This is a genomic window from Streptomyces sp. A012304 (assembly GCF_026008495.1).
In the GTDB taxonomy this organism is placed as follows: domain Bacteria; phylum Actinomycetota; class Actinomycetes; order Streptomycetales; family Streptomycetaceae; genus Streptomyces.
This window is the reverse complement of sequence record NZ_BQUN01000043.1, coordinates 1-25,303: the sequence shown is the minus strand read 5'-3', so window position 1 is coordinate 25,303 and position 25,303 is coordinate 1. Positions and strand designations below refer to the sequence as shown.

Here is a 25,303-nt window from a genome sequence, read left to right as displayed (position 1 = left end):
GGGCTGCGCCGTGGTGGTGTCGCGGACCGCCGCCGCGCGCCGGCCGTCACGCGTAGACGTGCGGCCCCTCACCGCTGCGCGGGCGCGCAGCGCCACCTGTGCCCGCGTCGGCGGCCGAGGCGGCGGCGAGCCAGCGGCGTGCCGTCTCCAGGGCGAGCGTGACCTCGCGGGTCCCGGTGGAGACACACAGCGTGTAGGCGAGGTCCTGCGCCCGCGCGCTCTCCGCGACGGAGCCGGTGCTCGTCACCGCCTCGTACTCGTCGACGAGGGTGCGCAGGACGGCGGGGTGGGGCATCAGCATGCGGTCTGCTCCTTGTCCGTAACGGGATGGGTGCGTGCGCGGATCGCCGGTGCCGGCTCAGCGGCGGCCGTCCTGGCGTCCGAGGGCCTCCTCGCGCACCTGGGCGCAGCTACGGCTGATCAGCCGGGAGACGTGCATCTGGGAGATGCCCAGGCGGTCGGCGATGCGGCTCTGTGTCATGTCCTCGAAGAAGCGCATGTAGAGGATGGCCCGCTCGCGTTCCGGCAGCCGGCGCAGGCTTTCCTTGGCGGACTCGCGGTCGACGACGACGTCGTAGGAGGCGTCGGGGCCGCCGAGGGTGTCCACGAGGCTGTAGCCGTCGTCGCCGGCCGGTAGCTCGGCGTCCAGCGAGAGGGTGCTGAAGCTCTCCAGGGCCTCCAGGCCGGCGCTGACCTCGTCCTCGGTGAGTCCCGCGTGGGCGGCGATGTCGGCGACTGAGGGTTCGGGGGCGCCCGGGCTCTGGGCGAGCTCGCGGCGGGCGACCCGCACCTTGTTGCGCAGTTCCTGCACCCGGCGGGGCACGCGCAGGGCCCACATCCGGTCCCGGAAGTGCCGCTTGATCTCGCCGGTGATGGTGGGCACGGCGTAGCTCTCGAAGGCCCCGCGTTCGGGGTCGAAGCGGTCGACGGCCTTCACCAGGCCGAGGGCCGCGACCTGCCGAAGGTCCTCGATCGCCTCGCCCCGGTCGCGGAACCGGCCGGCGATGCGGTGGGCCATGGGCAGCCAGGCCGTGACGATCTCGTCGCGCACGGCGTCACGCTCGGGTCCTTCCTCCAGGGTGGAGAGCCGGACGAACAGACTGGCGGTGTCGGGAGCGTCGTCGTGGGTCCGTCGCGACTGCGCAGTGGCGGGGGCAGAGGAGACAGAACGGCTTGTCGACATGTCGATGAGCATGCGGAATCGCTCCTGAACGGTGGTTTCAGGGACTGACCTCGGGAGGTTCACCGCCGTCCGGGGCATCGGGAGCGCCCGGAGCGGTCGGTCACACGTCTCCCGCTGGCGCGCCTCCGGTCCGAAGCACGAACCTCCGTCTGCCCTGCGCCCGGAGGAACAAACTCCGCCTGCCGGAAAGCCATGCGGACCATCCGGCCCGGGGTGCTCGCAGGCCCGCGGGAGCCGTCCGCGCGGAGCTTCGGGCAGGTGGTGCGAGAGGTCTCAGAACACGGGCACGACGGCGGTGATCCGCTTCCCGCCCGAGGGAAGGTCGGACACCCGCACGTCACGGGAGAGCCGGCACACGATCGGCCAGCCCCGGCCACCGGTCCGCTGCCGTCCCTCCGCGTCCAGCGGGTCGGCGGCCACCGGCATCCGGTCGCTGCGGTCGCTGACGGAGACCCGGACGGCCCGTCCCTCGACGTCGACGTCGAACCCGGTGACGCCGCCGCCGTGGAGGATGGCGTTGGTGGTGAGCTCCGAGGCGACGAGGAGGGCGTCGGAGAGGGCGTCCTCGTCGTACGGACAGCCGGTAGCGCCGCAGCGCCCGGCCACCGCGCGCCGGACCGCGCCCCGCACGTCGGCCGGGCGGCACGGCCCTGCCCCGCTGCGGGTCCGGTGGTCCGGCGCGCCCATGGCGTGGGTCGAGTGATTGGTACGCATCCTTTCGCTCCCCTGGCGTTCGCAGCCGGTCGGGCGCCGAGAGGCCGCCCGGCGGGTGTCTCCCCGGCCGGCCGTCTCCCGGCTGTGCGGACGATATGTGGGGCCGGCGGCAGCCGGCTCCGCCGCCGCGCCCGGCCCTCTCCCCTGCCGGACGGCGCGGCCTTCCTACAGTCCGGCTGGCCCTCTGGAACCGGGCCAAACCTGCCGTCGGGCACCGAGGGTCATCGGCGCGCACCGGGGTACGCGGAGGACATGACGGATGTCGTGGACTCGGACGAACTGCTGCGCCGGATCCAGCGCGCCAGGGCCTGCGCGCGCGAGGAGCTGCGCACCTGGCGGAGGAAGAGCGAGGACCTGACCCGGACCGACCCGGACGCGGCGCGGGAGGCGCATGTACGGGGCCTGGCGTACGAGGCGGTGCTCGGGGTGCTGGACGAGATCGTGACGCCGGGCCACCGCACGGAACCGTCCTGACCAGGCCCGTCGCCACGGACCGGAATGCGGGCGGGCTCGCGGGGAACCCGGGGTGCCATGTCAGTCGATCACACCAGCGCACCCGTGCTCGAAGCCCTCGTCGACCATCACCGCCAGGGGCGGCTGGCCTTCTCGCCGCCGGGGCACAAGCAGGCGCGCGGCGCCGATCCCGAGGTGCGGGCGGTGCTGGGCGACGCGGTCTTCTTGGGGGACGTGCTGGCGTCGGGCGGGCTGGACGACCGGCTCACCCGGGGGCGGGTCCTGGAGCGCGCCGAGGAGCTGATGGCGGCCGCGGTCCACGCGGACCACACCTTCTTCTCGACGTGCGGGAGTTCCCTGTCGGTCAAGGCGGCGATGCTGGCGGTGGCCGGACCGCACGAGAAGCTGCTGATCGGGCGGGACGCGCACAAGTCGGTGGTGTCGGGGCTGATCCTGTCCGGGATCGAGCCGGTCTGGGTGGAGCCGCGGTGGGACACCGAGCGGCATCTGGCCCATCCCCCGTCGGCGGAGAAGTTCGAGAAGGCCTTCGAGGTCCATCCCGACGCCAAGGGCGCGCTGGTGACGAGTCCGACGCCGTACGGGGCCTGCGCGGACCTGCGGGCGATCGCCGAGGTCTGCCACCGCCGCTCGGTGCCGCTCATCGTGGACGAGGCGTGGGGGGCGCATCTGCCCTTCCATCCGGACCTGCCGTCCTGGGCGATGGACGCGGGCGCCGACATCTGTGTGACGAGCATCCACAAGATGGGCAGCGGCCTGGAGCAGGGTTCCGTCTTCCACCTCCAGGGGGACCTGGTTCCGGCGGAGCTGCTGAAGATGCGCTCGGACCTGCTGAGCACCACCAGCCCCTCGGTGCTGCTGTACGCGGGGCTGGACGGCTGGCGGCGGCAGATGGCGCTGCACGGCCGGGAGCTGATGGGAGGCGCCCTGGAGCTGGCGGCCGAGGCGCGGGCCGCCATCGAGCAGATCGACGGGATGCACGTCGACGACCGGGACGACTTCTGCGGGCCGGGTCTCGCCGACGACTTCGACCCGCTGCCGGTCGTCATCGACCTCGACGGGCTGGGCGTCTCGGGTTTCCGGGCCGCCGACTGGCTGCGGGAGCACCGGGCGATCGACATGCATCTGTCCGACCATCGCCGCATCGGCGCCCAGATCACCCACGGGGACGACCGGGAGACGACCGGGGAGCTGCTCGCCGCGCTCAAGGACCTCGCGCACGCCGCGCCCGGTCTGCGGCCGACGCCGCGGATGGAGGTGCCCGCGCCCGCCGAGCTGCGGATGGCGCAGGGGCTGCTGCCGCGGGACGCGTTCTTCGGTCCGGCCGAGCATGTGCCGGTGGCCGAGGCGGGCGGACGGGTGGCCGCCGAGATGGTCACGCCGTATCCGCCGGGGATTCCCGCGGTGCTGCCGGGCGAGCGGCTGACCGAGCCGGTGCTGCGGTATCTGCGCAGCGGTCTGGAGGCCGGGATGAACCTGCCCGACGTGACCGATCCGGAGTTCCGGACGATCAGGGTCGTGACACGGGAGGCGGAGTGAGCCGGGCGGCCGAGGCCGGCATCGGCGTGAAACTGGTCACGTGACCACGTTTCGACCACACTGAAACTCCGGGAATGGTTTACGATTCATTCATACGTGGTGGCGGGGTCGAGCCTGCTCCCCCGCGCACCACTTGAGCGGCCCTGGCTGGCTTCCCCCGTCCAGCCAGGGCTTTCTCATGCCGTCACGGGAATTTCCGTCCGCCGAGGTGCCCGGGCGGCCCGCAGCGGCTGAAATGGGCATAGGGAAAACCTGGGAACCTTCGCCGGCGAGGAGCCCCGCGCCATGACCAGAGCGACGAAACTGCTGACCGCCCTGCCCCCGCCCCAGCGCCAGCGTCTGATGACTCTCGCCCGGGAGGTGGCCTTCCCGGAGGACACCCGGATCTTCGAGGCCGGTGGCACGGCCGACCGCTTCTGGGTCATCCGCTCCGGGGCGGTCTCGCTCACCCAGCAGGTCACCGCCGTGCGGCGGGTCACCGTCGCCGGCCTCGGCGCCGGTGACATGCTCGGCTGGTCCTGGCTGTTCCCGCCGTACCAGTGGGACTTCGGCGCGGAGGCCTTCAGCCCCGTACGCGCCTACGAGTTCGAAGCGCAGCCGGTGCTCAAGCTCTGCGAGGAGGACCCGGCGCTGGGCCTCTCCCTGGTCCGCATCGTGGCCGAGATCCTCGCCCACCGGCTGGAGACGACCCGGGTGAGACTGCTGGAGCAGTACGGCGTGAACCGGCGCGGGGCGATCTAGCCGCCCGCCCGGGCGGAGTCCACGGTGTAGCGTCGCAGCGCCGGGACCGCCGCCGCCAGGGCCAGCATCGCCGCGACGACCAGGAGCCCGCCGCCCGCGACCGCCGTACGGGGGCCGAAGGCGGCGCCCGCCGTGCCGTGGAGGGCGTCGGCCAGGCGCGGGCCGCCGGCGACGACGACGGTGAACACCCCCTGCATGCGGCCGCGCATCTCGTCGGTGGCGGCGGAGAGCAGTATCGCGCCGCGGAAGACCATGGAGACCATGTCGGCGACCCCGGCGGCCACGAGGAAGACGACGGCGAGCCACAGGCTGGTGCTCAGCCCGAATCCGGTGATCGCCGCGCCCCAGGCGACGACCGCGCCGATCACCATCCAGCCGTGCCGGCGGGCCCGGGAGAACGTGCCGGAGAACAGCCCGCCCAGCACCGCGCCGATGGGGATCGCCGCGAACAGCAGGCCGAGGGCGAGCCCTTCGCCGTAGGGGGCGTAGGTCTCGGCGGCGAGCTGCGGGAAGAGGGCCCGGGGCATGCCGAGGACCATGGCGATGATGTCGGCGAGGAGGGACAGCAGCAGCACTTTGTGTCCGGCGATGTAGCGGAAACCCTCCGCGATCTGCCGCACCCCGGCGCGGCGGACGCCCGTGCCGGCCGACGGCGGCAGCGGGGGCAGACGGACGACGGCCCACAGGGTCACGCACAGGGCGAGCGCGTCGATGAGGTACAGCTCGGGCAGGCCCACCACCGGGATCAGGGCGCCCGCGAGCAGCGGTCCCGCGACCAGGCCGGTCTGCATGACGGTGGAACCGAGGGCACCGGCCGCGGCCAGTTCCTCCGCGGGGACGAGCCGGGCCACGGAGGCGTTGCGGGCGGGCGCGTTCAGACCGAAGAAGGCCTGTTGGGTCGCCAGCAGCACCATCAGCACGGGCACCGAGTCGAGCCCGGCGGCGGCCTGGAGCCAGAACAGCACCGAGGTGACGGCGATGCCGCTGTTGGTGATCAACAGCAGCCGGCGCCGGTCCATGGTGTCGGCGACCGCGCCGCCCCACAGCGCGAACACCACCATCGGCAGCAGTCCGGCGAGGCTGGCGTAGCCGACCCAGGCGGAGGAGCCGGTGATGTCGTAGACCTGTTTGGGCACCGCGACGGCGGTGAGCTGGCTGCCGACGGCCGTGACGATCGTCGACGACCACAGGCGCCGGTAGGCGGGCCGGCGCAACGGGCGGGTGTCCATCGCCCAGCGGCGCCAGCCGCGCCGGGGGCGCCCGGGCGGGCTCGGATCGGCGTCGGCCTCGGATGCGGTGCTGCTCTCGCTGGTGTCCACGGGGTTCCTGGTTGCTCGTTACATCTTTCGTGTCCGGGGGTCACTATCGCAGCACCCCCTGCGGTCTCGCGGCCCCGATGGACACTCCGTCTCAGTCTTCGGACACTCAGGCCCCCACGATGAGCATGACGCCGAGGGCGATCATGGTGACGGCGACCAATCCGTCCAGCACGCGCCAGGCGGCCGGCCGGGTCAGGAACCGCCCGAGCAGCCGGGCCCCGAAGCCCAGCGCGGCGAACCAGCACAGGCTCGCGAAGGCCGCGCCGAGACCGAAGGTCCAGCGCAGCGGGCCGCGGTCGGCGGCGATGGAACCGAGCAGGAAGACGGTGTCGAGGTAGACGTGCGGGTTGAGCCAGGTCAGCGCCAGGCAGGTGAGCACGGCCCGCCGCAGTGACCCCGCCGCCTCGCCGTCCGTCCGCAGCGCTTCCTCGCCCGGCCGCAGCACCCGGCGGGCGGCGAGCGCGCCGTAGCCCAGCAGGAAGGCGCCGCCGATCCAGCCGACCGCGGTCAGCACGTCCGGCCACGCGACCACCAGCGCGCCGACTCCGCCCACGCCGAGGGCGATGAGCGCCGCGTCGGACAGGGCGCAGATGCCGACGACGGCGAGGACGGCGTCCCGGCGGATCCCCTGACGCAGGACGAAGGCGTTCTGGGCTCCGATGGCGACGATGAGTGACAGGCCGGTACCGAATCCGGCGGCCGCGGCGGCGAGGGCGTTCGACATGCCGTCCACGCTAGGGAACCGATCACCGCGCGTACAGCTAAAGATTCTTAAGTATCATTAGCTTTCGTGATGACTGATCTGCCGCTCGACCATGTCCGCACCCTTCTGGCGGTGGTCGACGAGGGCACCTTCGACGCGGCGGCGGCCGCCCTGCATGTGACGCCGTCGGCGGTCAGCCAGCGGGTGAAGGCGCTGGAACTGCGCACCGGCCGGGTCCTGCTGCTGCGCACCAAGCCGGTGCGGCCGACGGAGTCCGGGGAGATCGTCGTGCGGTTCGCCCGGCAGCTGCTGCGGCTGGAGCGCGACACGCGGTCCGAGCTGGGCATGAGCGGCGCCGACGAACCGACCCGCGTGACCGTCGCGGTGAACGCGGACTCGCTGGCCACGTGGTTCCTGCCGGCCCTGACCCGCGTCCCGCAGGAGCCGATGCTCGCCTTCGAGCTGCACCGCGAGGACGAGACGCGAACGGCGGAACTGCTGCGGGAGGGGCTGGTGATGGCAGCCGTCACCTCCTCGCCCGACGCGGTGACGGGGTGCTCGTTGCGTCCCCTGGGCAGGATGCGCTACCTCGCCGCGGCGAGCCCCACCTTCGTCGCCCGCCATCTCGACGACGACCCGCTGCCGGAGTCCCTCACCCGCGCCCCCTTGGTGACCTTCGACCGCAAGGACGACCTCCAGGACGCCTTCGTGCGCGGGCTGCGGCAGGACAAGGCCGGCGCCGGCCCGGTGCGCCATGCCGTCCCGGCCTCGGAGGGCTTCCTCGACGCCGTCGCCGCCGGGCTCGGCTGGGGCATGGTGCCGGAGGTGCAGGCGGGACCGCTGCTGGCGGACGGACGCCTGGTGTCCCTGGCGCCGGATCGCCCCCTGGACGTCCCCCTGTACTGGCAGCAGTGGAAGCTCGACTCCCCGGCCCTGGCCGCGGTCGCCGCGGCCGTGACGGCGACCGCGGCCGAAAACCTGCGCCCCTGGTGACCACCCGCCCGGCCGAGCCGGCCGGGGCGCGGGGTGGCCGGCGGGGGGATGCGGGAGCAGTGAACGCAGTCCTGTCCGGGGCGGTTTCACCGCCGTCCCTCCGGTGACCCGACCGGGAGCAACTCATCCGGAAAAGCACGTACGACTTCGATCGCAGGTGACTTCGATGGACGACTGGCGACAGCGCGCCGCGTGCCGCCACGAGGACCCGGAACTCTTCTTCCCGATCGGTACCTCCGGGCCGGCACTGATGCAGACGGAACAGGCGAAGGCGGTCTGCCGTCGCTGCCCGGTGCGGGAACCGTGCCTGGAATGGGCGATGGAGACCGACCAGACCCTCGGGGTCTGGGGCGGGACGAGTGAGAGCGAGCGACGGGCGATGAAGCGGCGCATCAGGGCGCGACACAGTTCGTGACCCGGAACAGGATCCGCGAGCGGCGCGGGGCCGGTGTGTCTCACCGGCCTCCGCGCCGCAGCGGCCCCCACTCCGCCTCCTGCCGGGCAACCTCTGCCCGCGCCTCCTCGATCACCTCCGGGTCGATCCAGCACAGCGGCCGTACGTCGGCCACGAGCGGCTCGTTGTCCGGGCCGCGGCCCGTCTCCCGGCCCGTGAGGACCCAGGGGCGCACCCCGGGGCCCTTGTCGTGCGGCAGGTGCGCGTAGTCGTAGAGCCGGCGGGCCACCCACAGGATGCGGGAGCGGTCCTGCCACCAGTCCTCGATGTCGAGGGAGTTGGCCGACAGGCCGGGCATGGGGACGCCGGTGAGGTCGTCCGTGCTGGACACCGAGCCCAGGTCGGTCTCCGGTCCGCGCGACCAGCGGACGTACAGACCCTGTTCCCGCTCGGTCAGGTCGGCCAGTTCCGTCAGGGCGTGCGCTACCGGCAGGTCGTCCGACGAACTCATGGCGTGACCTCCCTCTTCGCCGTCAAGCCAACGGGGTACCCGCAGCGCCGCGACGGAATCAGCCCCTGCTGCCTCAGCCGTCCCGCGGTGCGGCGCCGGCGGGCAGCCGCAGGGTGAAGACGCTGCCCGCCCCGGGCGTGCTCGCCGCCTCGGCCGTGCCGCCGTGCGCGGCCGTCAGGTGGCGGACGATCGGCAGACCGAGGCCGCTGCCGCCGGTCCGGCGGCTGCGCGACTTCTCGGCGCGCCAGAACCGCTCGAAGACGTGCGGCAGGTCCTCGGCCGTGATGCCGCTGCCGGTGTCGGCGACCTCCAGGACGACCTGCTCGCCCTCGCGCCGGGCGGTCAGCGTGACCGCGCCGCCGGACGGCGTGTGGCGTACGGCGTTGGTGACGAGGTTGCCGAGCGCCTGGCGCAGCCGCACCGGGTCGGCGTCCAGCCATGGCGTGCCGTCGGTCCCGGTGCGCAGGGTGACGCCCGCGGTGGCGGCGGCGACACGGTGGGCGGCGGCGACCTGGGCGAGCAGGTCGTCGGCGGCCACCGGCTCGCGGTGCAGGCGCAGGGTGCCCGCGTCGGCGGCCGCGAGGTCGCGGAGGTCGTCGATGACCCGCTGAAGGACGAGGGCCTCCTCGTGCAGGGCGGCGAGCAGCTCGGTGTCGGGCTCGACGAGGCCGTCGCGGGTGACCTCCAGCCAGCCGCGGATGTTGGTGAGCGGGCTGCGCAGCTCGTGGGCGACATCGCTGACCAGGGCCTTGCGCTGGGCCTCCAGGCGCTCACGGCGCTCGGCGAGGTCGTTGAAGGCCTCCGCCAGGATGCCGGTCTCGTCCCGGGTGGTGACGGGCACGCGCGCGTGCCGCTCGGGGGGCTGCTGGGCGGCCTCGGTGAGGGCGCGCAGCGGCCTGACCAGGCGGGTGGCGACGACGGCGGTCACGGCGAAGGTGACCGCGAGCACCAGCCCGGCCGCGCCCACGACCTTGGCCTTGTTGGCCGGGGACAGGTCCCACCGGGGCGCGGCGCCCTGGTCCCCGCCGCCGAGGAACAGCTCGGCGACGGGGGCGACGTAAGGGTCGAGCTGGGCGCGCCGGGCCTCGGCCAGGCAGGTCTGGGCCGCGCGCACGGTCTTGGCGTCGCCCTTCATGAGGAAGCCGGGCGCGACGGAGGGGCCGCGCGGGTCCGCGCCGGTGAGGTCGACGCCCAGGGACAGCGGGGTGGCGGGGTCCAGCCCCGCCCGGGTCAGGCAGCCGCGGGCCCCCTGCCGGAGCGCGGCGAGTGCCCTCTCCTCCGTCGGCGTCGGGGTGTTGAGCGCCCCGTCGGCGCACGGCTCGGGCACATAGCCGGGCTCGGTGGTGCCCCCTGCGGCGGTGACGACCGGGCGACCGCTCGGGGTGCGGGTAACGGTCGTGTCGACCCCGTGCCTGGCGAAGCAGCCCTGGCGTTTGCGGGCCAGGGCGTCGAGCCTGGCGCGTTCCGCCGCCGTGAGCCGGTAGGGGCCGACCACGCGCGGGTCGGTGCCGCTGAGCTGGGCGCCGCGCTCGGTGGAGGTGTCGGTGCGCAGCGGGTCGACGGTGGCGGCGGCGCGCGGGGGCAGGGACGTGCCGCGCGGGGCGGAGTCGGCGAGCGGGGTGCGGTCGGTGGTGGTCAGGGCGATGCGCCGGCCGGTCTTCGCGGACAGGGCGCGCACGGTGGCCTGGACGCCCGTCCAGTCGGGGTGGGTGGCGGCGTAGCCGCTGAGTTGCGCGAGGATGTCCATGTCGTCGGCGAGGGCCTGGCCCTGTTCCTCGCGCAGCGCGCGGGTGGTGGTCGTCACCGCGAGCCAGGCCGTCGCGGCCACCGAGCAGACCGCGATCAGTGCCGAGGCGATCAGGAGGCGCACCAGCAGGCGTTTGCGCAGGGGGATGCGGGCGCGGTTCACGCGCGGCCGCCGCTGAGTTTGTAGCCGACGCCGTAGACGGTCAGCAGCCGTACGGGCCTGCGTGGATCGGCCTCGATCTTGCGGCGGAGGTTCATGATGTGCACGTCGACGGCGCGTTCGGTGGAGGAGCGGTCGAAGCCCCGGGTGCACTGGAGCAACTGCCGCCGGGTGAAGACCCGTTCGGGTTCGCCGGCCAGGGCGAGCAGGATCTGGAACTCGGCGGGTGTGCACTCCACGGCCGCCCCGTCGCACCGCACCTCGTGCCGCTGCGGGTCGACGGCGATCCCCGCGGCCCGTACGACGGGGTCCTCCCGGCGCTCGCCGCCCGCCCGTCCGCTGCGCCGCAGGACCGTGCGGATGCGTGCCATCAGCTCGCGCGGGCTGTACGGCTTGGTCATGTAGTCGTCGGCGCCCAGTTCCAGGCCGAGCAGCACGTCGTCCTCGGCGGCGCGGGCGGTCAGCATCAGCACGGGGATGTCGTCGTCCCGGCGCAGGACCCGGCACACGCCGAAGCCGTCGACGACCGGCAGCATGAGGTCGAGGACCACGAGGTCCGGCCGTTCCCTGCGGACCGCGTCCAGCGCGGCGGAGCCGTCGTGGACGACGGTGGCGGTGTGGCCCTCGGCGAGCAGGGAGCGGCGGATGAGCTCGGCCTGCATCGCGTCGTCCTCGGCGACGAGTACGTGTGCGCACACGCGGTGGTTCCCCTTCGGTCAACGGGCCAGAGAGGCATGGTCGCCCATGACGACGACCGGGTGGAGGGCGGGGTCGAGGGCGCGGAGCAGTTCCTTCATGTGCTGTTCGGCGATGCTCACGCATCCTTGGGTGGGGCCGCCGTGGTCGACGTGGAGCCAGATGCCGCCACCGCGCCCGGAGCCCAGCGGACGGGTCCAGTCCAGCGGCGAGGTGCCCGGCCGGCGGTTGTAGTCGATGGCGATGACGTAGTCGAAGGACCCGGCCAGTGGCTCGCCCCGGAATCCGGTGCCGCGCGCGGTGAATCCGCTGGAGCGGTCGTACGGCAGGCGGGTGCCGGGGTCGCGCAGCCGGCCGCCGGCGTCGGAGAGGCCGAAGACGCCGATGGGGGTGCGCAGGTCGCCGAGCACATGGTGGTCGGTCCAGCCGCGCAGCGCGTTGTGCGCGGGCCAGGCCGGCCCGGCGCTCCAGCCGGTGCCGGTGCGCCGGTACAGCACGACGGTGGAGAGCGGGGAGTCGCGTCCCCGGCCCGTGACCACGACCGCCTGGCGGGCGGCGGCCGGCACGGCGGCCCGGGTCCTCGGTCCGAGGCCGGGTATCTCGCGCGGTGCCGCGGGTGCGGAGGTCCGGGGCGCCGGTGCGCCCGGCGACGCGGACGACGCCGGGGTCGCGGTCGTCGTCGGGGCGGAGGAGGCCGCCGTGCCGCCGCATCCGGTGAGCGCGAGGGACGCGGCGAGCAGCGCGGCGTGGGTGCGGTACCTGATCATGGGTCGACCTTGGCGGACAGGTGTGAGGAACTCGTCAGGTTTCGCGCTCGCGTGCCCCCTCGTTCAGGTCACCTCCCGGAGCGTGGGCGGGCGGTGCGGGCTTACGCTCGGCACGATCCGCCCACCGCGTGGAGAGGCCGCCCCATGAGTGTCCGCGTGCGCCGTGTCTACGAACCGCCCGAGCCGGACGACGGCGTGCGGGTGCTGGTCGACCGGCTGTGGCCGCGCGGACTGGCCAAGGACGCGGCGCGGGTCGACGAGTGGCCGAAGGCCCTCACGCCGTCCACCGAGCTGCGCCGCTGGTACCACGCGGGTGAGGGCTCGTACGAGGAGTTCGCCCGCCGCTACGAGGCCGAGCTGGCCGAACCGGAGGCGGCCGAACTCCTGGAGGAGGTCCGTGAGTCGGCCCGCAAGGGGCCGGTGACGCTGTTGACCTCGGCGAAGGAGCCGGAGCGCAGTCACGCGGCGGTGCTGCTCCGGCTCCTGGGCTGAGGCGGGCTCAGCCGGTCTGCCGGGCCGCGGCGCGGCCGGCCGCGCGCCCGGAGAAGAGGCAGCCGCCGAGGAAGGTGCCCTCGAGGGCGTTGTAGCCGTGGACGCCTCCGCCGCCGAAGCCGGCCACCTCGCCCGCCGCGTACAGGCCCTCGACCGGGGTGCCGTCGGTGCCGAGGGCGCGCGAGTCGAGGTCGGTCTGGATGCCGCCGAGGGTCTTGCGGGTGAGGACGTGCAGCTTGACGGCGATCAGCGGTCCGGCCTCGGGGTCGAGGAGGCGGTGCGGGGTGGCGACCCGGCCGAGGCGGTCGCCGATGTAGCGGCGCGCGTTGCGGATGCCCTGCACCTGGGCGTCCTTGGCGTACGGGTTGGCGATCTGGAGGTCGCGGGCCCGGATCTGGCGGCGCAGGGTGTCCGCGTCGAGGAGGGGCTTGTCGGTCAGCGCGTTCATCTTCTCGACGAGCCGGTCGAGGGTGTCGGCGACGACGAAGTCCACGCCCTTGTCGAGGAACGCCTGCACGGGTGCGGGCGCTCCCTTGCCCAGGAGCCGGTCGCGCAGCACGGCCTTGCGGTCCTTGGCGGTGATGTCGGGGTTCTGCTCGGAGCCCGACAGCGCGAACTCCTTCTCGACGATCTTCCGGGTGAGCACGAACCAGGAGTGGTCGTGTCCGGCGATGTCGTCGGTGGTGCGCAGGTACTTGAGGGTGTTGAGGGTGTCGTAGCCCGGCAGGCACGGGTCGGGCAGTCGGCGGCCGAGGGCGTCGAACCACATCGAGGACGGGCCGGGCAGGATGCGGATGCCGTGGCCGGGCCAGATGGAGTTCCAGTTCTGGACGCCCTCGGTGTAGTGCCACATGCGGTCGCGGTTGACCAGGCGGGCCCCGGCTTCGGCGCTGATGTCGAGCATGCGGCCGTCGACGTAGGCGGGGACGCCCGTGATCATCTCGGCGGGCGGGGTGCCGAGGCGTTCGGGCCAGAAGCGGCGGACCATGTCGTGGTTGGCGCCGATGCCGCCGCTGGTGACGATCACGGCCCGGGCGGTCAGTTCGAAGTCGCCGATCGGGTCGCGGTTGGAGGCGACACCGCGCGGGGAGTCGTCGGGCGCGAGGACCGTGCCGCGCACCCCGCGGGCGGCGCCGTCCTCGACGACCACTTCGTCGACGCGGTGGCGGTGGTGGAAGGTGAGCAGTCCGTCCCGGGCGGCCTGCTTGGCGTAGCGGGCGAAGGGTTCGACGACGCCGGTGCCGGTGCCCCAGGCGACGTGGAAGCGGGGGACGGAGTTGCCGTGGCCGTCGGCACGCAGGTCGCCGCGCTCGGCCCAGCCGACGGTCGGCACGAAGGAGATCCCGTGCCCGGCGAGCCAGGAGCGCTTCTCCCCCGCCGCCCACTCCACATAGGCGCGTGCCCAGCGCACCGCCCAGGAGTCCTCGTCGTCGGTGCGGTCGAACCGGGCGCTGCCCTGCCAGTCGCTCCAGGCGAGGTCGAGGGAGTCCTTGATGCCGAGGCGCCGCTGCTCGGGCGAGTCGACGAGGAACAGGCCGCCGAAGGACCAGAACGCCTGGCCGCCGAGGTTGGCGGCGTTCTCCTGGTCGACCAGGGCGACCCGCCGGCCCCTGCTGGTGAGTTCGTGCGCCGCGACCAGGCCGGCGAGGCCCGCTCCGACGACGATGACGTCCGCGTCCATGCCGTCCGTTCCCTTTCTCATACGGGGGTGCCGCTGCCGTCGGTCAGCAGCGCGGTGAGCAGCTGCTTGAGCCAGGCGCGGGCTCCGTCCACGTCCTTGTCCAGCAGCAGTCGGGTGGTGACTCCGTCGTACGCGGCGACCACCGCGTGGGCGGCGGAGTCGGCGTCGCCGAGCACGGCGGGCAGTGCGGTGTGGCCGCGGGCCCGGGCGAGCCGGTCGGCGATGGCGCCGCGCAGCCGGGCCCGGTGTTCGAGCAGGGCCCGCGCCACGGCCGGGTCGCGGGCGGCGTGCACCAGGAAGTCCGTCTTGACCAGCAGCCAGTCCAGGTCGAGCAGGAGCACCTCGGTGACCCGGTCCACGGACGCGGGCACGTCCAGGTCCGGTCCGTCGCCGGCGAGCGCGTCGGCGACCTGCCGGGCGATCAGGTCGGCGCGCTGCCGGTAGAGCGCGAAGAACAGTTCGTCCAGGCTGGCGAAGTTGGAGTAGAAGGCGCCCCGGCTGTAGCCGGCGGCCTCGCAGACCTCCTCGATGGAGACCCGGCCGAAGCCCTTCGCGGCGAACACCGCGAAGGCGGCGTCGAGCAGGTTCGCGCGGGTGCGGACGCGTCGTCGGGTGACGCGCCCGGTTCGCTCCTGCGTCCCCATGCCGGACCTCCGTTCGATACGCGAATGTATCGGATGCATCGATGTATCGAAAGCCTTTGGACGACCCCGCGAGTCGAGCCGACATATATGAACAAGTTTTCGATTGAGGGGTAGGCTGAAGCCATGACCAGGCACCTCCAGGGCTCCCTCTTCGACCAGACCGACGAGACGCGCCTCGGCCCCCTCGACGGGATCCGGCGCACCGCGCTGGGCTCGGGCGCCTGGATCGACGTCCTCCCCGGGTGGCTCAGCGGCTCGGACGCCCTGTTCGAGCACCTGGTGACCGCGGTGCCCTGGCGCGCGGAGCGCCGGCAGATGTACGACCACGTGGTGGACGTCCCCCGGCTGCTGGCGTTCTACGGACCGGGCGAACGGCTGCCCCACCCGGCGCTGGAGGAGGCCCGGGACTCCCTGAGCGCGCACTACGCCGACGAGCTGGGCGAACCCTTCGTCACCGCCGGGCTGTGCCACTACCGCGACGGCCGGGACAGCGTCGCCTGGCACGGCGACCGGATCGGCCGGGGCGCCCGCGAGGACACGATGGTCGCGATCGTCTCCGTGGGCTCCCCGCGCGACCTGCTGCTGCGTCCGGCGCACGGCGGCGGCGAGACCGTGCGCCGCCCGCTCGGGCACGGCGACCTGATCGTGATGGGTGGCTCCTGCCAGCGGACCTGGGAGCACTCCGTGCCGAAGTCGACGCGCGCCACGGGACCCCGGATCAGCATCCAGTTCCGCCCACGGGGCGTGCAGTAGCGAGCCCCAGGGCGGCCGGCAGGGCCGGCGCGGGAGCAGGGTGGGCACAGCGGCGGCACCACAGAAGAGGGGGCAGGCATTCCGCGTTTACATACCCCTCTGGGGTATGTACGTTGGGCGCCATGACGCATCCACCGCAGCACGTCCCGTCCGTCGCGCCCCGCCCCGCCGTCCTGCGCCACTGGCCCGCCTGGGCGGCGGTCGGGCTGACCGCGCTCATCGCGTTCGACATGTCCGAGGGCGTCGACCTGGCTCCCGCCCTGGCGTCGTCCGCGCTGGTCTACTTCGGCGCCGCCGCGCTGGGCCGGCCCGCCACGGCGTGGGCCCTGTTCTTCGGGTCTTTCGTCGTCATCTTCGCGACCGAGTTGCTGGGCGGCGGTGACGTGGATCCGACCTGGGTCGTGCTCGCCCTGGCCCTGCCGCTGCTGGCGTACGCGCTGCGGCCCGCCGCGCTGCGCGCCGGCGGCGGGCTGCCGCCCCTCCAGGTGGCCGCGCTGCTCGCCTTCGGCGGTGCGGCCGCCCTGGCGCTCGGCGCCGGCGACGACATGGGCGCCTACCTGGTGGCGGCCGGACTGTTCGGCCACGCGATCTGGGACGCCCACCACTACCGGACCGACCGGGTGGTCGTGCGTCCGTTCGCGGAGCTGTGCCTCGTGCTGGACGCCCTGCTCGCCGTGATCATCGTGGCCGTCACCGTGACCGGCTGACCACCGCCGCCCCGCCGCCCGCGCCGCGCACCCGATCTGATGTGATGTCCCCCGTCGGGCACGGACCTCACCCCCACGGGACGAACATGCGGGCAGACGTACGGCAAGTGGCGGACGGCATCTACCTGGTGCACGGCAGCAACACCAACTGGGTGATCCTGACCGAGGGCGACGCCCTCACCCTCATCGACACCGGCTACCCGGCGGACCGGCGGCAGCTCCTGGACTCCCTTGCCGCGGTGGGCGGTTCACCGGAGGCGGTGGCGGCCGTGCTGATCACCCACGCCCACAACGACCATCTGGGCTCCGCCGAGCACCTCCGGGCCACATACGGCACCCCGGTCCACCTCCACGAGGCGGAAGTCCCGCACGCGCGGCGGGACTTCCTCCAGCAGGTCACCGTCGGCGAGGTACTGAGGAACGCCTGGCGTCCCGGGGTCCTGCCGTGGATGGTGCACGCCCTGCGCTCGGGCGGCACGGAGCAGCACCCGGTCACCGCGCCCGAGGCCTTCCCGGTCACCGACGGCCCGCTGGACCTGCCCGGCCGGCCCGTGCCCGTGCACACCCCCGGGCACACGGACGGCCACACCGTCTTCCACCTGCCGCACACCGGCGTGGTCGTCTCGGGCGACGCCCTGGTCAGCGGCCACGCCACCTCCCGGATCCAGGGCCCGCAGCTATTGCCGGACATGTTCCACCACGAGCGCGCCCGCGCCGTGGCCTCCCTGGAGGTGATCGAAGAGCTGGAGGCGGACGTCCTGCTGCCCGGTCACGGTCCGGTGCACCGGGGCTCGGTACGTCAGGCCGCACAGCGGGCGCGGGAACGGGCCGTCTAAGGTCAGGCCATGGCTTTGCAGATCAGCGCCACCAACCCGGAGCACCCGGCACTCCTGCTGGAGCTGCCCTGGCACCTGCCGCTGGAGCAGTGGCCCGAGGAAGTCCTCGTGCCGCTGCCGCGCGGTATCTCCCGGCACGTGGTGCGCTACGCCCGGGCCGGCGACGAGGTGATCGCCGTCAAGGAACTCGCCGAGCGGCCGGCGCTGCGCGAGTACGAACTGCTGCGCGATCTGGACCGGATCGGGATCCCGGCCGTCGACCCGCTGGCCGTGGTCACCGGCCGCACCGACGACACGGCGGAACCGCTGGAGTCGGTGCTGGTCACCCGGCATCTGGGCGGCTCGATGCCGTACCGGTCGATGTTCGAGACGACCATGCGCCCGGCGACCATGCACCGCCTGATGGACGCCCTGGCGGTGCTGCTGGTGCGGCTGCACCTGGCCGGGTTCGCGTGGGGCGACTGCTCGCTGTCGAACACGCTCTTCCGCCGTGACGCGGGCGCGTACGCCGCCTACCTCGTCGACGCCGAGACCGGCGACCTGCACCCACGGCTGAGCAAGGGGCAGCGCGAGTACGACCTCGACCTGGCCCGGGTCAACATCAGCGGCGAACTGCTCGACCTGGAGGCGTCGGGGGCGCTGCACCCGTCGGTGGACCCGATCGAGTTCGGCACGGAGATCTGCGCCCGCTACGGGGCCCTGTGGGAGGAGCTGACCCGCACCTCCGTCTACCCGGCGGGCAAGTACCACTACATCGAGCGCCGGATCCGCCGGCTCAACGACCTCGGCTTCGACGTGGCCGAGATGCAGATCGAGCACTCCTCCAACGGCGACACGGTCACCTTCGTGCCGAAGGTCGTCGACGCGGGCCACCATCAGCGGCAGCTGCTGCGGCTGACCGGACTGGACACCGAGGAGAACCAGGCGAGACGGCTGCTGAACGACCTGGAGAGCTGGATGGCCACCCAGGACGACTACGCGCCCGGCGACCCCCTCGCCGCCCGCCCGGAGGTTCTCGCGCACCGCTGGGTGCGGGACGTGTTCCGGCCCACCGTGCGGGCGGTGCCCCTCGAGCTGCGCGGCTCCATGGACCCGGCGGAGATCTACCACGAGCTGCTCGAACACCGCTGGTACCTGTCGGAGCGGGCGCAGCACGACATCGGCCTCGACATGGCCGTCAAGGACTACATCGAGAAGATCCTGCCCAAGGCGCGGGAGACCCTGGAGCCCACCACGCCCGAGTGAGTCAGGCGTGCGGGACCACGGCGACCGGGCATTCGGCGTGGTGCAGGACGCCGTGCGCCACCGAGCCGATCCGGGCGCCGACCGCGGTGCGGTGGGCGCGGCGCCCGACGACCATCAGCTGCGCCCGCCCGGACACCGACAGCAGCACCTGTCCTGCGCTGCCGATCTCCACGTGCTCCACCACCGGCACGTCCGGGAACCGCTCCCGCCACGGCTGGAGGGCCGCCGTCAGGGCCTTCTTCTCGTACGGCTCCAGACCACCCGCCTCGTCGAGGAGCCTGAGCGAGGCGGGGCTGTAGGAGAACACCGGCGGCAGCGTCCAGGCGCGGACCGCGCGCACGGAGGCGCCGCGGGCGGCGGCCGTCTCGAAGGCGAACCGCAGGGCGGGGGCGCTGTCCTCGGGGCCGCCCTGCTGGCCGACGACGATCTCGTGCCCGGCCACCTCGTCGCTGGGCTTGTCGCCCGCCCGGACCAGCACGACCGGGCGGGCGGCCTCGGCGATCACCTGCTGGCCGACCGAGCCGAGCAGGAACCCGACGACCGCGCCGTGTCCGCGCGAGCCCAGCACCAGCATCTCCGCGTCCGCCGCGGCGGCGGCCAGCGTCCCGACCGGATCCCCCTCCAGCACGTCGGTGGTCACGGGCAGCCCCGGGTGCCGTTCGGCGAGCTGTGCGACGGCCTGCCGTACGGAGTCGCGCACCCACCCCTCCTGGGCGTCCCGGTCCGCCACCTCCGCCGCCGCTGCCGACTGGAACCGCCAGGCGCGCACCAGCCGCAGCGCCAGATCCCGCCGGACGGCCTCGCGTGCCGCCCAGGCCAGCGCCGCGAGGCTCTCGTCCGTCCCGTCGACCCCCACCGTGATCGGGCCCGTCATCCCGCCGCCTCCCTGAACATCGTGTGCCTTGCCGCCCCCAGTCTTCACTACGCTGCCCGACATGACCTTGGAATGGGAACAGGTGATCGTCGACGCGGCCGACCCGGTCGCGCTGGGACGTTGGTGGGCGCGGGCCCTCGGCTGGGTCGTGGTGCACGAGACGGCCGACGAGTACGAGATCCGGCCGTCGCCGGACCGGCTCCCGGGCCTGCTGTTCGTACCGGTCCCGGAGGGCAAGACGGTCAAGAACCGGCTTCATCCGGACTTCCGCCCGGACGACCAGCGCGCGGAGGTCGAGCGTCTGCTGGCGCTGGGGGCGCGGTACGCGGACGGGGGGCCGGGCGGGCATCCATGGGTGACACTGCTCGACCCCGAGGGCAACGAGTTCTGTGTGCTGAGCCCGCCCAAGGCCTGACGGCCGGCCGGACTTGCCCGTGCGCGCCCGGGACGGCACCCGGGGCGCACGGTTCCCCCCGTCACGGCGCGCACGGGGGCGGCCGACCCTACGATGGGCGGGAGCCGGCGCGGGTCCGCCGTGCCGCGAGTCCTGACCGCTCGGGGTGGGAGACGTATGGCACAGGCCGCCGAGACAGCGCGGACCGTCATCCTGACCGTGGACGACGACCCGGGGGTCTCCCGCGCCGTCGCCCGCGACCTGCGGCGCCGCTACGGCGCCTCGTACCGGATCGTGCGCGCCGAATCCGGCGAGTCGGCGCTGGAGGCGCTGCGCGAGCTGAAGCTGCGCGGCGACCTGGTGGCCGTGATCCTGGCCGACTACCGCATGCCTCGGATGAACGGCATCGAGTTCCTCGAACAGGCCCTGGACGTGTACCCGGGCGCGCGGCGCGTGCTGCTGACCGCGTACGCCGACACCCACGCGGCCATCGACGCGATCAACGTGGTCGACCTCGACCACTACCTGCTCAAGCCGTGGGACCCGCCGGAGGAGAAGCTCTACCCGGTCCTGGACGACCTGCTGGCGGCGTGGCGGACGAGCGACCACCGGCCGGTGCCCAGCACGAAGGTGGTCGGGCACCGCTGGTCGGCGCGCTCCTCCCAGGTGCGCGAGTTCCTGGCCCGCAACCAGGTGCCCTACCGCTGGTACTCCGCCGACGAACCCGAGGGTCGGCGGCTGCTGGCCGCGGCCGGGGCGGACGGGCAGCGGCTGCCGCTGGTGATCACCGCGCAGGGCGAGCCGCTGGTGGAGCCGGACGCGCCGGAGCTGGCGGCCCGGGTGGGGCTGGCGACGACACCCACGGCGGACTTCTACGACCTCGTGGTGATCGGCGGCGGCCCGGCCGGGCTCGGCGCGGCCGTGTACGGGGCGTCGGAGGGGCTGCGGACGGTGCTGGTGGAGCGGTCGGCGACCGGCGGCCAGGCTGGGCAGAGCTCCCGGATCGAGAACTACCTGGGCTTCCCCGACGGTGTCTCCGGCGCGCAGCTCACCGACCGGGCCCGGCGCCAGGCCGCCAAGTTCGGCGCCGAGATCCTCACCGCGCGGGAGGTGACCGGGCTGGAGGTCAACGGGTCCGCGCGGGTGGTGCGGTTCTCCGACGGTACGGCGGTCGCCGCGCACAGCGTGATCCTGGCGACCGGGGTGTCGTACCGGCAGCTGGGGGCGCCCGGCTGCGACGACCTGACCGGCTGCGGGGTGTTCTACGGGTCGGCGCTCACCGAGGCGGCCTCCTGCCAGGGGCAGGACGTGTACATCGTCGGCGGTGCCAACTCGGCCGGGCAGGCGGCGATGTACCTGGCGCGGGGCGCCAAGTCGGTGACGCTGCTGGTGCGCGGCGCGGACCTGTCGGCGTCCATGTCGTACTACCTGATCCAGCAGATCGAGGAGGCGCCCAACATCTCGGTGCGCTGCCACACGGTCGTCGAGGCCGCGCACGGCGACGGGCGCCTGGAGCGGCTCACGCTGCGGGACGTGCGCGACGGGGAGACCGATGTCGTCGACGCCCAGTGGATGTTCGTGTTCATCGGCGCGGCCCCGCTGACCGACTGGCTCGACGGCACGGTGCTGCGCGACGAGCGCGGCTTCATCCTGGCCGGGCCCGATCTCACCCCGGACGGTCGGCCGCCGGCCGGCTGGGAGCTGGACCGGCCGCCGTACCACCTCGAGACCAACATCCCGGGTGTGTTCGTGGCGGGCGACGCCCGCGCCGAGTCCGCCAAGCGGGTCGCGTCCGCCGTCGGAGAGGGAGCCATGGCCCTGATGCTCGTCCACCGGTATCTGGAGCAGTCGTGAGCGGGCGGCCGATGCCGTGCAGCCCGCGGGAGATCAGCACGCTGTTCCTGTTCGAGAAGCTCACCCCCGAGCAGCTCGGGCGGCTGTGCGCCGAGGGACGGGTGGAGCGGTTCGAGCCGGGGCCGGTGTACACCGAGGGCGATCCGGCGACCTGCTTCTACGTGATGCTGGAGGGCACGGTGGTGCTCTACCGCCGGGTCGGCGGCGACGACATCGAGGTCAGCCGGACCTCGCAGCGCGGGGTGTACGCGGGCGCCATGCAGGCGTACCTCGGTGACCGGGTGCCGCAGGTGTACACCAACTCGATGCGGGTGACCGAGCCGACGCGGTTCTTCGTGCTGCCCGCGCAGTCGTTCTCGGACATCATGCGGGAGTGGTTCCCGATGGCCGCCCATCTGCTGGAGGGGCTGTTCTTCGGGTCGAAGAACGCCCAGCGGGCCATCGGGCAGCGGGAACGGCTGCTGGCGCTGGGCTCGTTGTCGGCGGGGCTCACGCACGAGCTGAACAATCCGGCGGCGGCTGCCGTGCGGGCGACGGCGACGCTGCGGGAGCGGGTGGCGAAGATGCGGCACAAGCTGGCCGTCATCGCCCAGGGCCCGTATTCCCGGGAGGCCCTCGCGGACCTCATCGAGATCCAGGAGCGCACCGCCGAACGGGTCGGCAAGGCAACGGTGCTGAGCCCGCTGGAGGCCGCCGACCGGGAGGACGAGCTGACCGACTGGCTGGACGACCACGGCATCCCGGAGGGCTGGCGGCTCGCGCCGACGTTCGTGCAGGCCGGACTGGACGTGGACTGGCTGGAGCAGGTCGCGGCGTCCGTCGCCGACGACATCCTGCCGGGGGCGATCGGGTGGCTCAACTACACGGTCGAGACCGAGCTGTTGATGGACGAGATCGACGACTCCACCACCCGTGTCTCGCACCTCGTGGACGCCGCCAAGCAGTACTCGCAGCTCGACCGCGCCCCCTACCGGGTCGTCGACGTGCACGAACTCCTCGACAGCACGCTGCTGATGCTGTCGGGGAAGATCGGGCAGCGCATCCAGGTCGTCAAGGACTACGACCGTACGGTGCCCGACGTGCCGGCCTACCCGGCGGAGCTCAACCAGGTGTGGACGAACCTCGTCGACAACGCGGTCTTCGCCATGAACAGCACCGGCGGGGAGGGCACGTTGACCGTGCGGACCGCCCGGGAGGGCGACCGGCTGCTGGTGGAGTTCCGGGACACGGGGCCGGGGATCCCGCCGGACGTCCGGGGCCGGATCTTCGACCCCTTCTTCACCACGAAGCCGGTGGGTCAGGGCACCGGCCTGGGCCTGGACATCTCCTGGCGGATCGTCGTCAACAAGCACCACGGCAGCCTCCAGGTGGAGTCCACGCCCGGCGACACCCGCTTCCAGGTCCTGCTGCCGCTGACCGCCCCCGAGACCGCTCCGGAACCCGACACCGCCGAGGAGCCCGTATGACCGACGTCCCCGCCATCGACCCGAGCGTCCCGCCCAGCGGTACCGGCTGCGCCGCGTGCGACGCGGACGGCGGCTGGTGGTTCCATCTGCGGCGCTGCGCGGCCTGTGGCCACGTGGGCTGCTGCGACTCCTCCCCCGCCCAGCACGCCACCGCGCACTGGAAGGCCACCGGCCACCCGGTGGTGCGCAGCTTCGAACCGGGCGAGGAGTGGTTCTGGGACTACGACAGCGACGAGCTGTACGAGTCGGGACCGCGGCTGGCCCCACCGGTCAGCCGCCCGGCGGACCAGCCGGCCCCCGGTCCGGCGGGCCGGGTACCGGCGGACTGGGCGCGCTCACTGCACGGCTGAGACCCACGCGGGCACGGCGGCCCGCTGTCGGCAGGCCCCGCGCGGGCGCGGCCGCTCTCCTGGTCGCGGGCCGTGCTGCCGGTGACGCGTGCCAGGATGGGGCCGTGTCACAGACAGCGTTCGCCACCGCGTTCATCGGCCGGGACCAGGAAGTCGCCCGGCTGGGCGGCGTGTTGCGGCGCGCCCGTCCCGGGGAGGTGCGCGCGGTGCTGGTCGCCGGGGACGCCGGGGTGGGCAAGACCCGGGTGCTGGACGAGGTCGCGGCGCGGGCCGCGGCCGCGGGGACGACCGTGCTCACCGGCCACTGCGTCGACCTCGGTGACGTGGGGCTGCCTTATCTGCCGTTCACGGAGATCCTGGGGGTGCTCGCCGGGGACGAGCGGTTCGCGGCGGTCCTCGCGGCGCATCCCGGGGTGGACCGGCTGCTGGGCGGCGGCCCGGACGACGCGGCGCGGGACGTGGGCGGGCGGCTGAGGCTGTTCGAGGGGATGGCCTCCCTGCTCGCCGACCTGGCGGACGTCGCGCCGCTGCTGGTCGTGCTGGAGGACCTGCACTGGGCCGACCAGTCCTCGCGGGACCTGCTGCGCTTCCTGCTCACCCGGGGCGTCCTGCAACGGGCCGCGGGGGGCGCGCCCGCCCATCGCCTCGCGGTGCTGGCCTCCTACCGCGCGGACGACCTGCACCGCCGGCATCCGCTGCGCCCGCTGCTCGCGGAACTGGTGCGGCTGCCGGGCGTGGAGCGGCTGGAGCTGCGGCCCCTGGCGGACGCCGAGGTGACCCGTCTGGTGCGCGCCCTGGAGGACCGTCCGCTGCCGGAGGCCACGGTGCGCCGGATCGTGGAGCGCGCCGAGGGCAACGCCTTCTACGCCGAGGAACTCCTCGCCGCGACGGACGCGGAGGCCGGCGGGGTGCCCAGCGGACTGGCCGACGTGCTGCTGATCCGGGTGGAGCAGTTGTCCGACACCGCCCAGCAGGTGCTGCGCACCGCGGCCGTCGCCGGCCGGCGCGTGGAGCACGACCTGCTGCGGGACGCGGTCGGGCTGCCGGAGGACGAGCTGGAGTCGGCGCTGCGCGAGGCCCTCGGCCGGCAGCTGCTGGTCCCCGGCGACGGCGACACCTACGCCTTCCGGCACGCCCTCGCGCGGGAGGCGGTGTACGCGGATCTCCTCCCCGGCGAACGGGCCCGGCTGCACGGCGCGTTCGCGCGGCTGCTCGCCGGCCGGGGCCGACGTGCCGAGACGGCGGCCGAGCGCGCCCACCACCACCGCGAGAGCCACGACGCGGCCGAGGCCCTCGCGGCGTCGCTGGAGGCCGCCGACCACGCCCAGCGGGTCGGGGCGCCCGCGGAGGAGCTGCGGCATCTGGAGGCCGTGCTGGACCTGTGGGAGGCGGTGGACGCGTCCGTCCGGCCGTCGGGCGGGTGCACGGGCCGGATCGCGCTGACGCTGCGCGCGTCGGCGGCGGCCGCGCACGCCGGGGAGGCGCACCGCGCGGTCGCGCTGACCAAGGCGGCACTCGCGGGGGTCGACCAGGACGCCGACTCCGAACTCGCCGCGCGGGTGCGCTACACGCTCGCCGGCAACCTCCTCGGCGTGGACAGCCTCACGGCCGCCTTCCGCTACAGCAGCGAGGCGCTGGCGATGATCCCCGCCGATCCGCCGTCACCGACGTGGGTGTGGGCCGCGGCGACGCACGTCCTGGCGGCGCGTCACATCGGCGAGTCCGCCACCGCGTTGCGGGTGGCCCGGCGGGCGCTGGACGTCGCCGAGGAGCTGAGGGTCACCGACGCCCGGGCGGATTTGCTGATCTCGCTGGCCCTGCTGGAGGGGGCCGGCCGCCGCTCCCCCGAGGGCCGGGCGCGGTTGCTGGAGGCCCGCGAGCTGGCCCGGCGGGCGGGCAACGCGCCGGTGGAGCTGCGGGCCCTGTTCAACCTGGCCATCGGCCGCTACGAGGCCGGGGAGCTGGAGGAGTGCCTGCCCTGGCTGGCGGAGGGCCTGGACCGGGCCCGCCGGACGCTGTTGGTTAATTCCGCCCTGCTGGATCTCATCCAGCGGGGCGGAGTGTTGCGAA

The 25,303-nt window shown here is 73.8% G+C and carries 27 protein-coding genes; 15 read left to right on the top strand and 12 right to left on the bottom strand.

What is annotated here, in order from left to right:
- Window positions 1-46: 46 nt before the first annotated feature.
- The 3 genes from ALMP_RS10910 to ALMP_RS10900 all read right to left on the bottom strand — a co-directional run bounded on the left by ALMP_RS10910 (window position 47) and on the right by ALMP_RS10900 (window position 1,897).
- Window positions 47-301 carry a DUF5133 domain-containing protein gene (locus ALMP_RS10910; RefSeq protein ID WP_264926456.1) on the bottom strand — a complete coding sequence of 85 codons (255 nt, stop codon included), beginning with the start codon at window positions 299-301 and terminating at the stop codon, window positions 47-49.
- Between the two features lie 57 nt (window positions 302-358).
- Window positions 359-1,195 (bottom strand): SigB/SigF/SigG family RNA polymerase sigma factor, encoded by an 837-nt coding sequence (locus tag ALMP_RS10905; RefSeq protein WP_264926454.1) that lies wholly within the window; start codon window positions 1,193-1,195, stop codon window positions 359-361.
- Window positions 1,196-1,456: 261 nt separating this feature from the next.
- Window positions 1,457-1,897: an ATP-binding protein gene (locus ALMP_RS10900; RefSeq protein ID WP_375803467.1), complete on the bottom strand. Its 441-nt coding sequence runs from the start codon at window positions 1,895-1,897 to the stop codon at window positions 1,457-1,459.
- 252 nt (window positions 1,898-2,149) lie between these two features.
- On the opposite strand from ALMP_RS10900, the gene ALMP_RS10895 reads away from it, so the two are divergent.
- From ALMP_RS10895 to ALMP_RS10885, 3 genes are all read left to right on the top strand, one after another.
- Window positions 2,150-2,371 (top strand): hypothetical protein, encoded by a 222-nt coding sequence (locus ALMP_RS10895; RefSeq protein WP_264926452.1) that lies wholly within the window; start codon window positions 2,150-2,152, stop codon window positions 2,369-2,371.
- Between the two features lie 57 nt (window positions 2,372-2,428).
- Complete coding sequence (locus ALMP_RS10890) at window positions 2,429-3,907, top strand: aminotransferase class I/II-fold pyridoxal phosphate-dependent enzyme (protein ID WP_264926450.1); 1,479 nt, start codon at window positions 2,429-2,431, stop codon at window positions 3,905-3,907.
- A gap of 285 nt (window positions 3,908-4,192) precedes the next feature.
- Complete coding sequence (locus ALMP_RS10885; RefSeq protein WP_264926448.1) at window positions 4,193-4,648, top strand: Crp/Fnr family transcriptional regulator; 456 nt, start codon at window positions 4,193-4,195, stop codon at window positions 4,646-4,648.
- On the opposite strand, the gene ALMP_RS10880 is transcribed toward ALMP_RS10885, so the two are convergent.
- Both ALMP_RS10880 and ALMP_RS10875 read right to left on the bottom strand, forming a co-directional pair.
- A complete protein-coding gene (locus ALMP_RS10880) occupies window positions 4,645-5,967 on the bottom strand; it encodes an MFS transporter (protein WP_264926446.1) in 1,323 nt (440 codons plus the stop codon). The two genes, ALMP_RS10885 and ALMP_RS10880, sit on opposite strands and share 4 nt — an antisense overlap.
- A gap of 106 nt (window positions 5,968-6,073) precedes the next feature.
- Window positions 6,074-6,691, bottom strand: a complete 618-nt coding sequence (locus ALMP_RS10875) for a LysE/ArgO family amino acid transporter (RefSeq protein WP_264926444.1) — start codon at window positions 6,689-6,691, stop codon at window positions 6,074-6,076.
- Between the two features lie 66 nt (window positions 6,692-6,757).
- Here ALMP_RS10875 and ALMP_RS10870 point away from each other — a divergent pair, with 66 nt between their 5' ends.
- Window positions 6,758-7,663 carry a LysR family transcriptional regulator ArgP gene (locus tag ALMP_RS10870; RefSeq protein WP_264926442.1) on the top strand — a complete coding sequence of 302 codons (906 nt, stop codon included), beginning with the start codon at window positions 6,758-6,760 and terminating at the stop codon, window positions 7,661-7,663.
- Between the two features lie 166 nt (window positions 7,664-7,829).
- Window positions 7,830-8,078, top strand: a complete 249-nt coding sequence (locus ALMP_RS10865; RefSeq protein ID WP_264926440.1) for a WhiB family transcriptional regulator — start codon at window positions 7,830-7,832, stop codon at window positions 8,076-8,078.
- A 40-nt stretch (window positions 8,079-8,118) separates the two neighbouring features.
- Here the strand turns inward: ALMP_RS10865 and ALMP_RS10860 are convergent, their stop codons facing one another.
- The 4 genes from ALMP_RS10860 to ALMP_RS10845 form a co-directional block, all read right to left on the bottom strand.
- Complete coding sequence (locus ALMP_RS10860; protein WP_264926438.1) at window positions 8,119-8,568, bottom strand: DUF6098 family protein; 450 nt, start codon at window positions 8,566-8,568, stop codon at window positions 8,119-8,121.
- A 73-nt stretch (window positions 8,569-8,641) separates the two neighbouring features.
- The gene (locus ALMP_RS10855) at window positions 8,642-10,477 is read right to left on the bottom strand and encodes a cell wall metabolism sensor histidine kinase WalK (RefSeq protein WP_264926436.1); all 1,836 of its coding nucleotides are present in this window, start codon (window positions 10,475-10,477) and stop codon (window positions 8,642-8,644) included.
- Window positions 10,474-11,172, bottom strand: a complete 699-nt coding sequence (locus tag ALMP_RS10850) for a response regulator transcription factor (RefSeq protein WP_264926434.1) — start codon at window positions 11,170-11,172, stop codon at window positions 10,474-10,476. Before ALMP_RS10850 ends, ALMP_RS10855 begins: the two co-directional genes overlap by 4 nt.
- Before the next feature lie 18 nt (window positions 11,173-11,190).
- Window positions 11,191-11,937 carry a L,D-transpeptidase family protein gene (locus ALMP_RS10845; protein ID WP_264926433.1) on the bottom strand — a complete coding sequence of 249 codons (747 nt, stop codon included), beginning with the start codon at window positions 11,935-11,937 and terminating at the stop codon, window positions 11,191-11,193.
- Between the two features lie 144 nt (window positions 11,938-12,081).
- Between ALMP_RS10845 and ALMP_RS10840 the strand changes: the two genes are divergently transcribed.
- Window positions 12,082-12,429 (top strand): DUF488 domain-containing protein, encoded by a 348-nt coding sequence (locus tag ALMP_RS10840; RefSeq protein WP_264926431.1) that lies wholly within the window; start codon window positions 12,082-12,084, stop codon window positions 12,427-12,429.
- Window positions 12,430-12,436: 7 nt separating this feature from the next.
- On the opposite strand, the gene ALMP_RS10835 is transcribed toward ALMP_RS10840, so the two are convergent.
- Window positions 12,437-14,110 carry an FAD-binding dehydrogenase gene (locus ALMP_RS10835; RefSeq protein WP_264926429.1) on the bottom strand — a complete coding sequence of 558 codons (1,674 nt, stop codon included), beginning with the start codon at window positions 14,108-14,110 and terminating at the stop codon, window positions 12,437-12,439.
- Window positions 14,111-14,127: 17 nt separating this feature from the next.
- Window positions 14,128-14,754 carry a TetR/AcrR family transcriptional regulator gene (locus tag ALMP_RS10830; RefSeq protein ID WP_264926427.1) on the bottom strand — a complete coding sequence of 209 codons (627 nt, stop codon included), beginning with the start codon at window positions 14,752-14,754 and terminating at the stop codon, window positions 14,128-14,130.
- A 123-nt stretch (window positions 14,755-14,877) separates the two neighbouring features.
- On the opposite strand from ALMP_RS10830, the gene ALMP_RS10825 reads away from it, so the two are divergent.
- The 4 genes from ALMP_RS10825 (at window position 14,878) to ALMP_RS10810 (ending at window position 18,295) form a co-directional block, all read left to right on the top strand.
- The gene (locus ALMP_RS10825; protein ID WP_264926425.1) at window positions 14,878-15,507 is read left to right on the top strand and encodes an alpha-ketoglutarate-dependent dioxygenase AlkB; all 630 of its coding nucleotides are present in this window, start codon (window positions 14,878-14,880) and stop codon (window positions 15,505-15,507) included.
- Window positions 15,508-15,629: 122 nt separating this feature from the next.
- Window positions 15,630-16,214: a hypothetical protein gene (locus ALMP_RS10820; protein WP_264926423.1), complete on the top strand. Its 585-nt coding sequence runs from the start codon at window positions 15,630-15,632 to the stop codon at window positions 16,212-16,214.
- Between the two features lie 86 nt (window positions 16,215-16,300).
- Entirely contained in the window at window positions 16,301-17,050 is a 750-nt protein-coding gene (locus tag ALMP_RS10815) for an MBL fold metallo-hydrolase (RefSeq protein WP_264926421.1), read from the top strand.
- A gap of 9 nt (window positions 17,051-17,059) precedes the next feature.
- Entirely contained in the window at window positions 17,060-18,295 is a 1,236-nt protein-coding gene (locus ALMP_RS10810; RefSeq protein WP_264926419.1) for a DUF4032 domain-containing protein, read from the top strand.
- A gap of 1 nt (window position 18,296) precedes the next feature.
- On the opposite strand, the gene ALMP_RS10805 is transcribed toward ALMP_RS10810, so the two are convergent.
- Window positions 18,297-19,169 (bottom strand): universal stress protein, encoded by an 873-nt coding sequence (locus ALMP_RS10805; RefSeq protein ID WP_264926417.1) that lies wholly within the window; start codon window positions 19,167-19,169, stop codon window positions 18,297-18,299.
- A gap of 61 nt (window positions 19,170-19,230) precedes the next feature.
- Between ALMP_RS10805 and ALMP_RS10800 the strand changes: the two genes are divergently transcribed.
- From ALMP_RS10800 to ALMP_RS10780, 5 genes are all read left to right on the top strand, one after another.
- Window positions 19,231-19,584: a VOC family protein gene (locus tag ALMP_RS10800; protein WP_264926415.1), complete on the top strand. Its 354-nt coding sequence runs from the start codon at window positions 19,231-19,233 to the stop codon at window positions 19,582-19,584.
- A gap of 156 nt (window positions 19,585-19,740) precedes the next feature.
- Window positions 19,741-21,417, top strand: a complete 1,677-nt coding sequence (locus ALMP_RS10795; protein ID WP_264926414.1) for an FAD-dependent oxidoreductase — start codon at window positions 19,741-19,743, stop codon at window positions 21,415-21,417.
- 11 nt (window positions 21,418-21,428) lie between these two features.
- Window positions 21,429-22,883 carry an ATP-binding protein gene (locus tag ALMP_RS10790; RefSeq protein ID WP_375803468.1) on the top strand — a complete coding sequence of 485 codons (1,455 nt, stop codon included), beginning with the start codon at window positions 21,429-21,431 and terminating at the stop codon, window positions 22,881-22,883.
- Window positions 22,880-23,233, top strand: coding sequence for a UBP-type zinc finger domain-containing protein (locus ALMP_RS10785; protein ID WP_264926412.1), 354 nt, complete (start codon window positions 22,880-22,882; stop codon window positions 23,231-23,233). Before ALMP_RS10790 ends, ALMP_RS10785 begins: the two co-directional genes overlap by 4 nt.
- Before the next feature lie 104 nt (window positions 23,234-23,337).
- Window positions 23,338-25,303: AAA family ATPase (locus tag ALMP_RS10780; RefSeq protein WP_264926410.1), on the top strand; the 1,966-nt coding region annotated here is incomplete at its 3' end.

Excerpts from the sequence above, each read along its gene's own strand:
- ALMP_RS10875 (WP_264926444.1), bottom strand. The coding sequence starts at position 6,691 with ATGTCGAACGCCCTCGCCGCCGCGGCCGCCGGATTCGGTACCGGCCTG.
- ALMP_RS10790 (WP_375803468.1), top strand. The coding sequence starts at position 21,429 with ATGCCGTGCAGCCCGCGGGAGATCAGCACGCTGTTCCTGTTCGAGAAG.
- ALMP_RS10800 (WP_264926415.1), top strand. The coding sequence starts at position 19,231 with ATGACCTTGGAATGGGAACAGGTGATCGTCGACGCGGCCGACCCGGTC.
- ALMP_RS10805 (WP_264926417.1), bottom strand. The coding sequence starts at position 19,169 with ATGACGGGCCCGATCACGGTGGGGGTCGACGGGACGGACGAGAGCCTC.
- ALMP_RS10845 (WP_264926433.1), bottom strand. The coding sequence starts at position 11,937 with ATGATCAGGTACCGCACCCACGCCGCGCTGCTCGCCGCGTCCCTCGCG.
- ALMP_RS10835 (WP_264926429.1), bottom strand. The coding sequence starts at position 14,110 with ATGGACGCGGACGTCATCGTCGTCGGAGCGGGCCTCGCCGGCCTGGTC.
- ALMP_RS10890 (WP_264926450.1), top strand. The coding sequence starts at position 2,429 with ATGTCAGTCGATCACACCAGCGCACCCGTGCTCGAAGCCCTCGTCGAC.
- ALMP_RS10840 (WP_264926431.1), top strand. The coding sequence starts at position 12,082 with ATGAGTGTCCGCGTGCGCCGTGTCTACGAACCGCCCGAGCCGGACGAC.
- ALMP_RS10885 (WP_264926448.1), top strand. The coding sequence starts at position 4,193 with ATGACCAGAGCGACGAAACTGCTGACCGCCCTGCCCCCGCCCCAGCGC.
- ALMP_RS10900 (WP_375803467.1), bottom strand. The coding sequence starts at position 1,897 with ATGCGTACCAATCACTCGACCCACGCCATGGGCGCGCCGGACCACCGG.
- ALMP_RS10820 (WP_264926423.1), top strand. The coding sequence starts at position 15,630 with ATGACGCATCCACCGCAGCACGTCCCGTCCGTCGCGCCCCGCCCCGCC.
- ALMP_RS10815 (WP_264926421.1), top strand. The coding sequence starts at position 16,301 with ATGCGGGCAGACGTACGGCAAGTGGCGGACGGCATCTACCTGGTGCAC.
- ALMP_RS10895 (WP_264926452.1), top strand. The coding sequence starts at position 2,150 with ATGACGGATGTCGTGGACTCGGACGAACTGCTGCGCCGGATCCAGCGC.
- ALMP_RS10825 (WP_264926425.1), top strand. The coding sequence starts at position 14,878 with ATGACCAGGCACCTCCAGGGCTCCCTCTTCGACCAGACCGACGAGACG.
- ALMP_RS10910 (WP_264926456.1), bottom strand. The coding sequence starts at position 301 with ATGCTGATGCCCCACCCCGCCGTCCTGCGCACCCTCGTCGACGAGTAC.
- ALMP_RS10905 (WP_264926454.1), bottom strand. The coding sequence starts at position 1,195 with ATGCTCATCGACATGTCGACAAGCCGTTCTGTCTCCTCTGCCCCCGCC.
- ALMP_RS10830 (WP_264926427.1), bottom strand. The coding sequence starts at position 14,754 with ATGGGGACGCAGGAGCGAACCGGGCGCGTCACCCGACGACGCGTCCGC.
- ALMP_RS10810 (WP_264926419.1), top strand. The coding sequence starts at position 17,060 with ATGGCTTTGCAGATCAGCGCCACCAACCCGGAGCACCCGGCACTCCTG.
- ALMP_RS10860 (WP_264926438.1), bottom strand. The coding sequence starts at position 8,568 with ATGAGTTCGTCGGACGACCTGCCGGTAGCGCACGCCCTGACGGAACTG.
- ALMP_RS10785 (WP_264926412.1), top strand. The coding sequence starts at position 22,880 with ATGACCGACGTCCCCGCCATCGACCCGAGCGTCCCGCCCAGCGGTACC.
- ALMP_RS10865 (WP_264926440.1), top strand. The coding sequence starts at position 7,830 with ATGGACGACTGGCGACAGCGCGCCGCGTGCCGCCACGAGGACCCGGAA.
- ALMP_RS10795 (WP_264926414.1), top strand. The coding sequence starts at position 19,741 with ATGGCACAGGCCGCCGAGACAGCGCGGACCGTCATCCTGACCGTGGAC.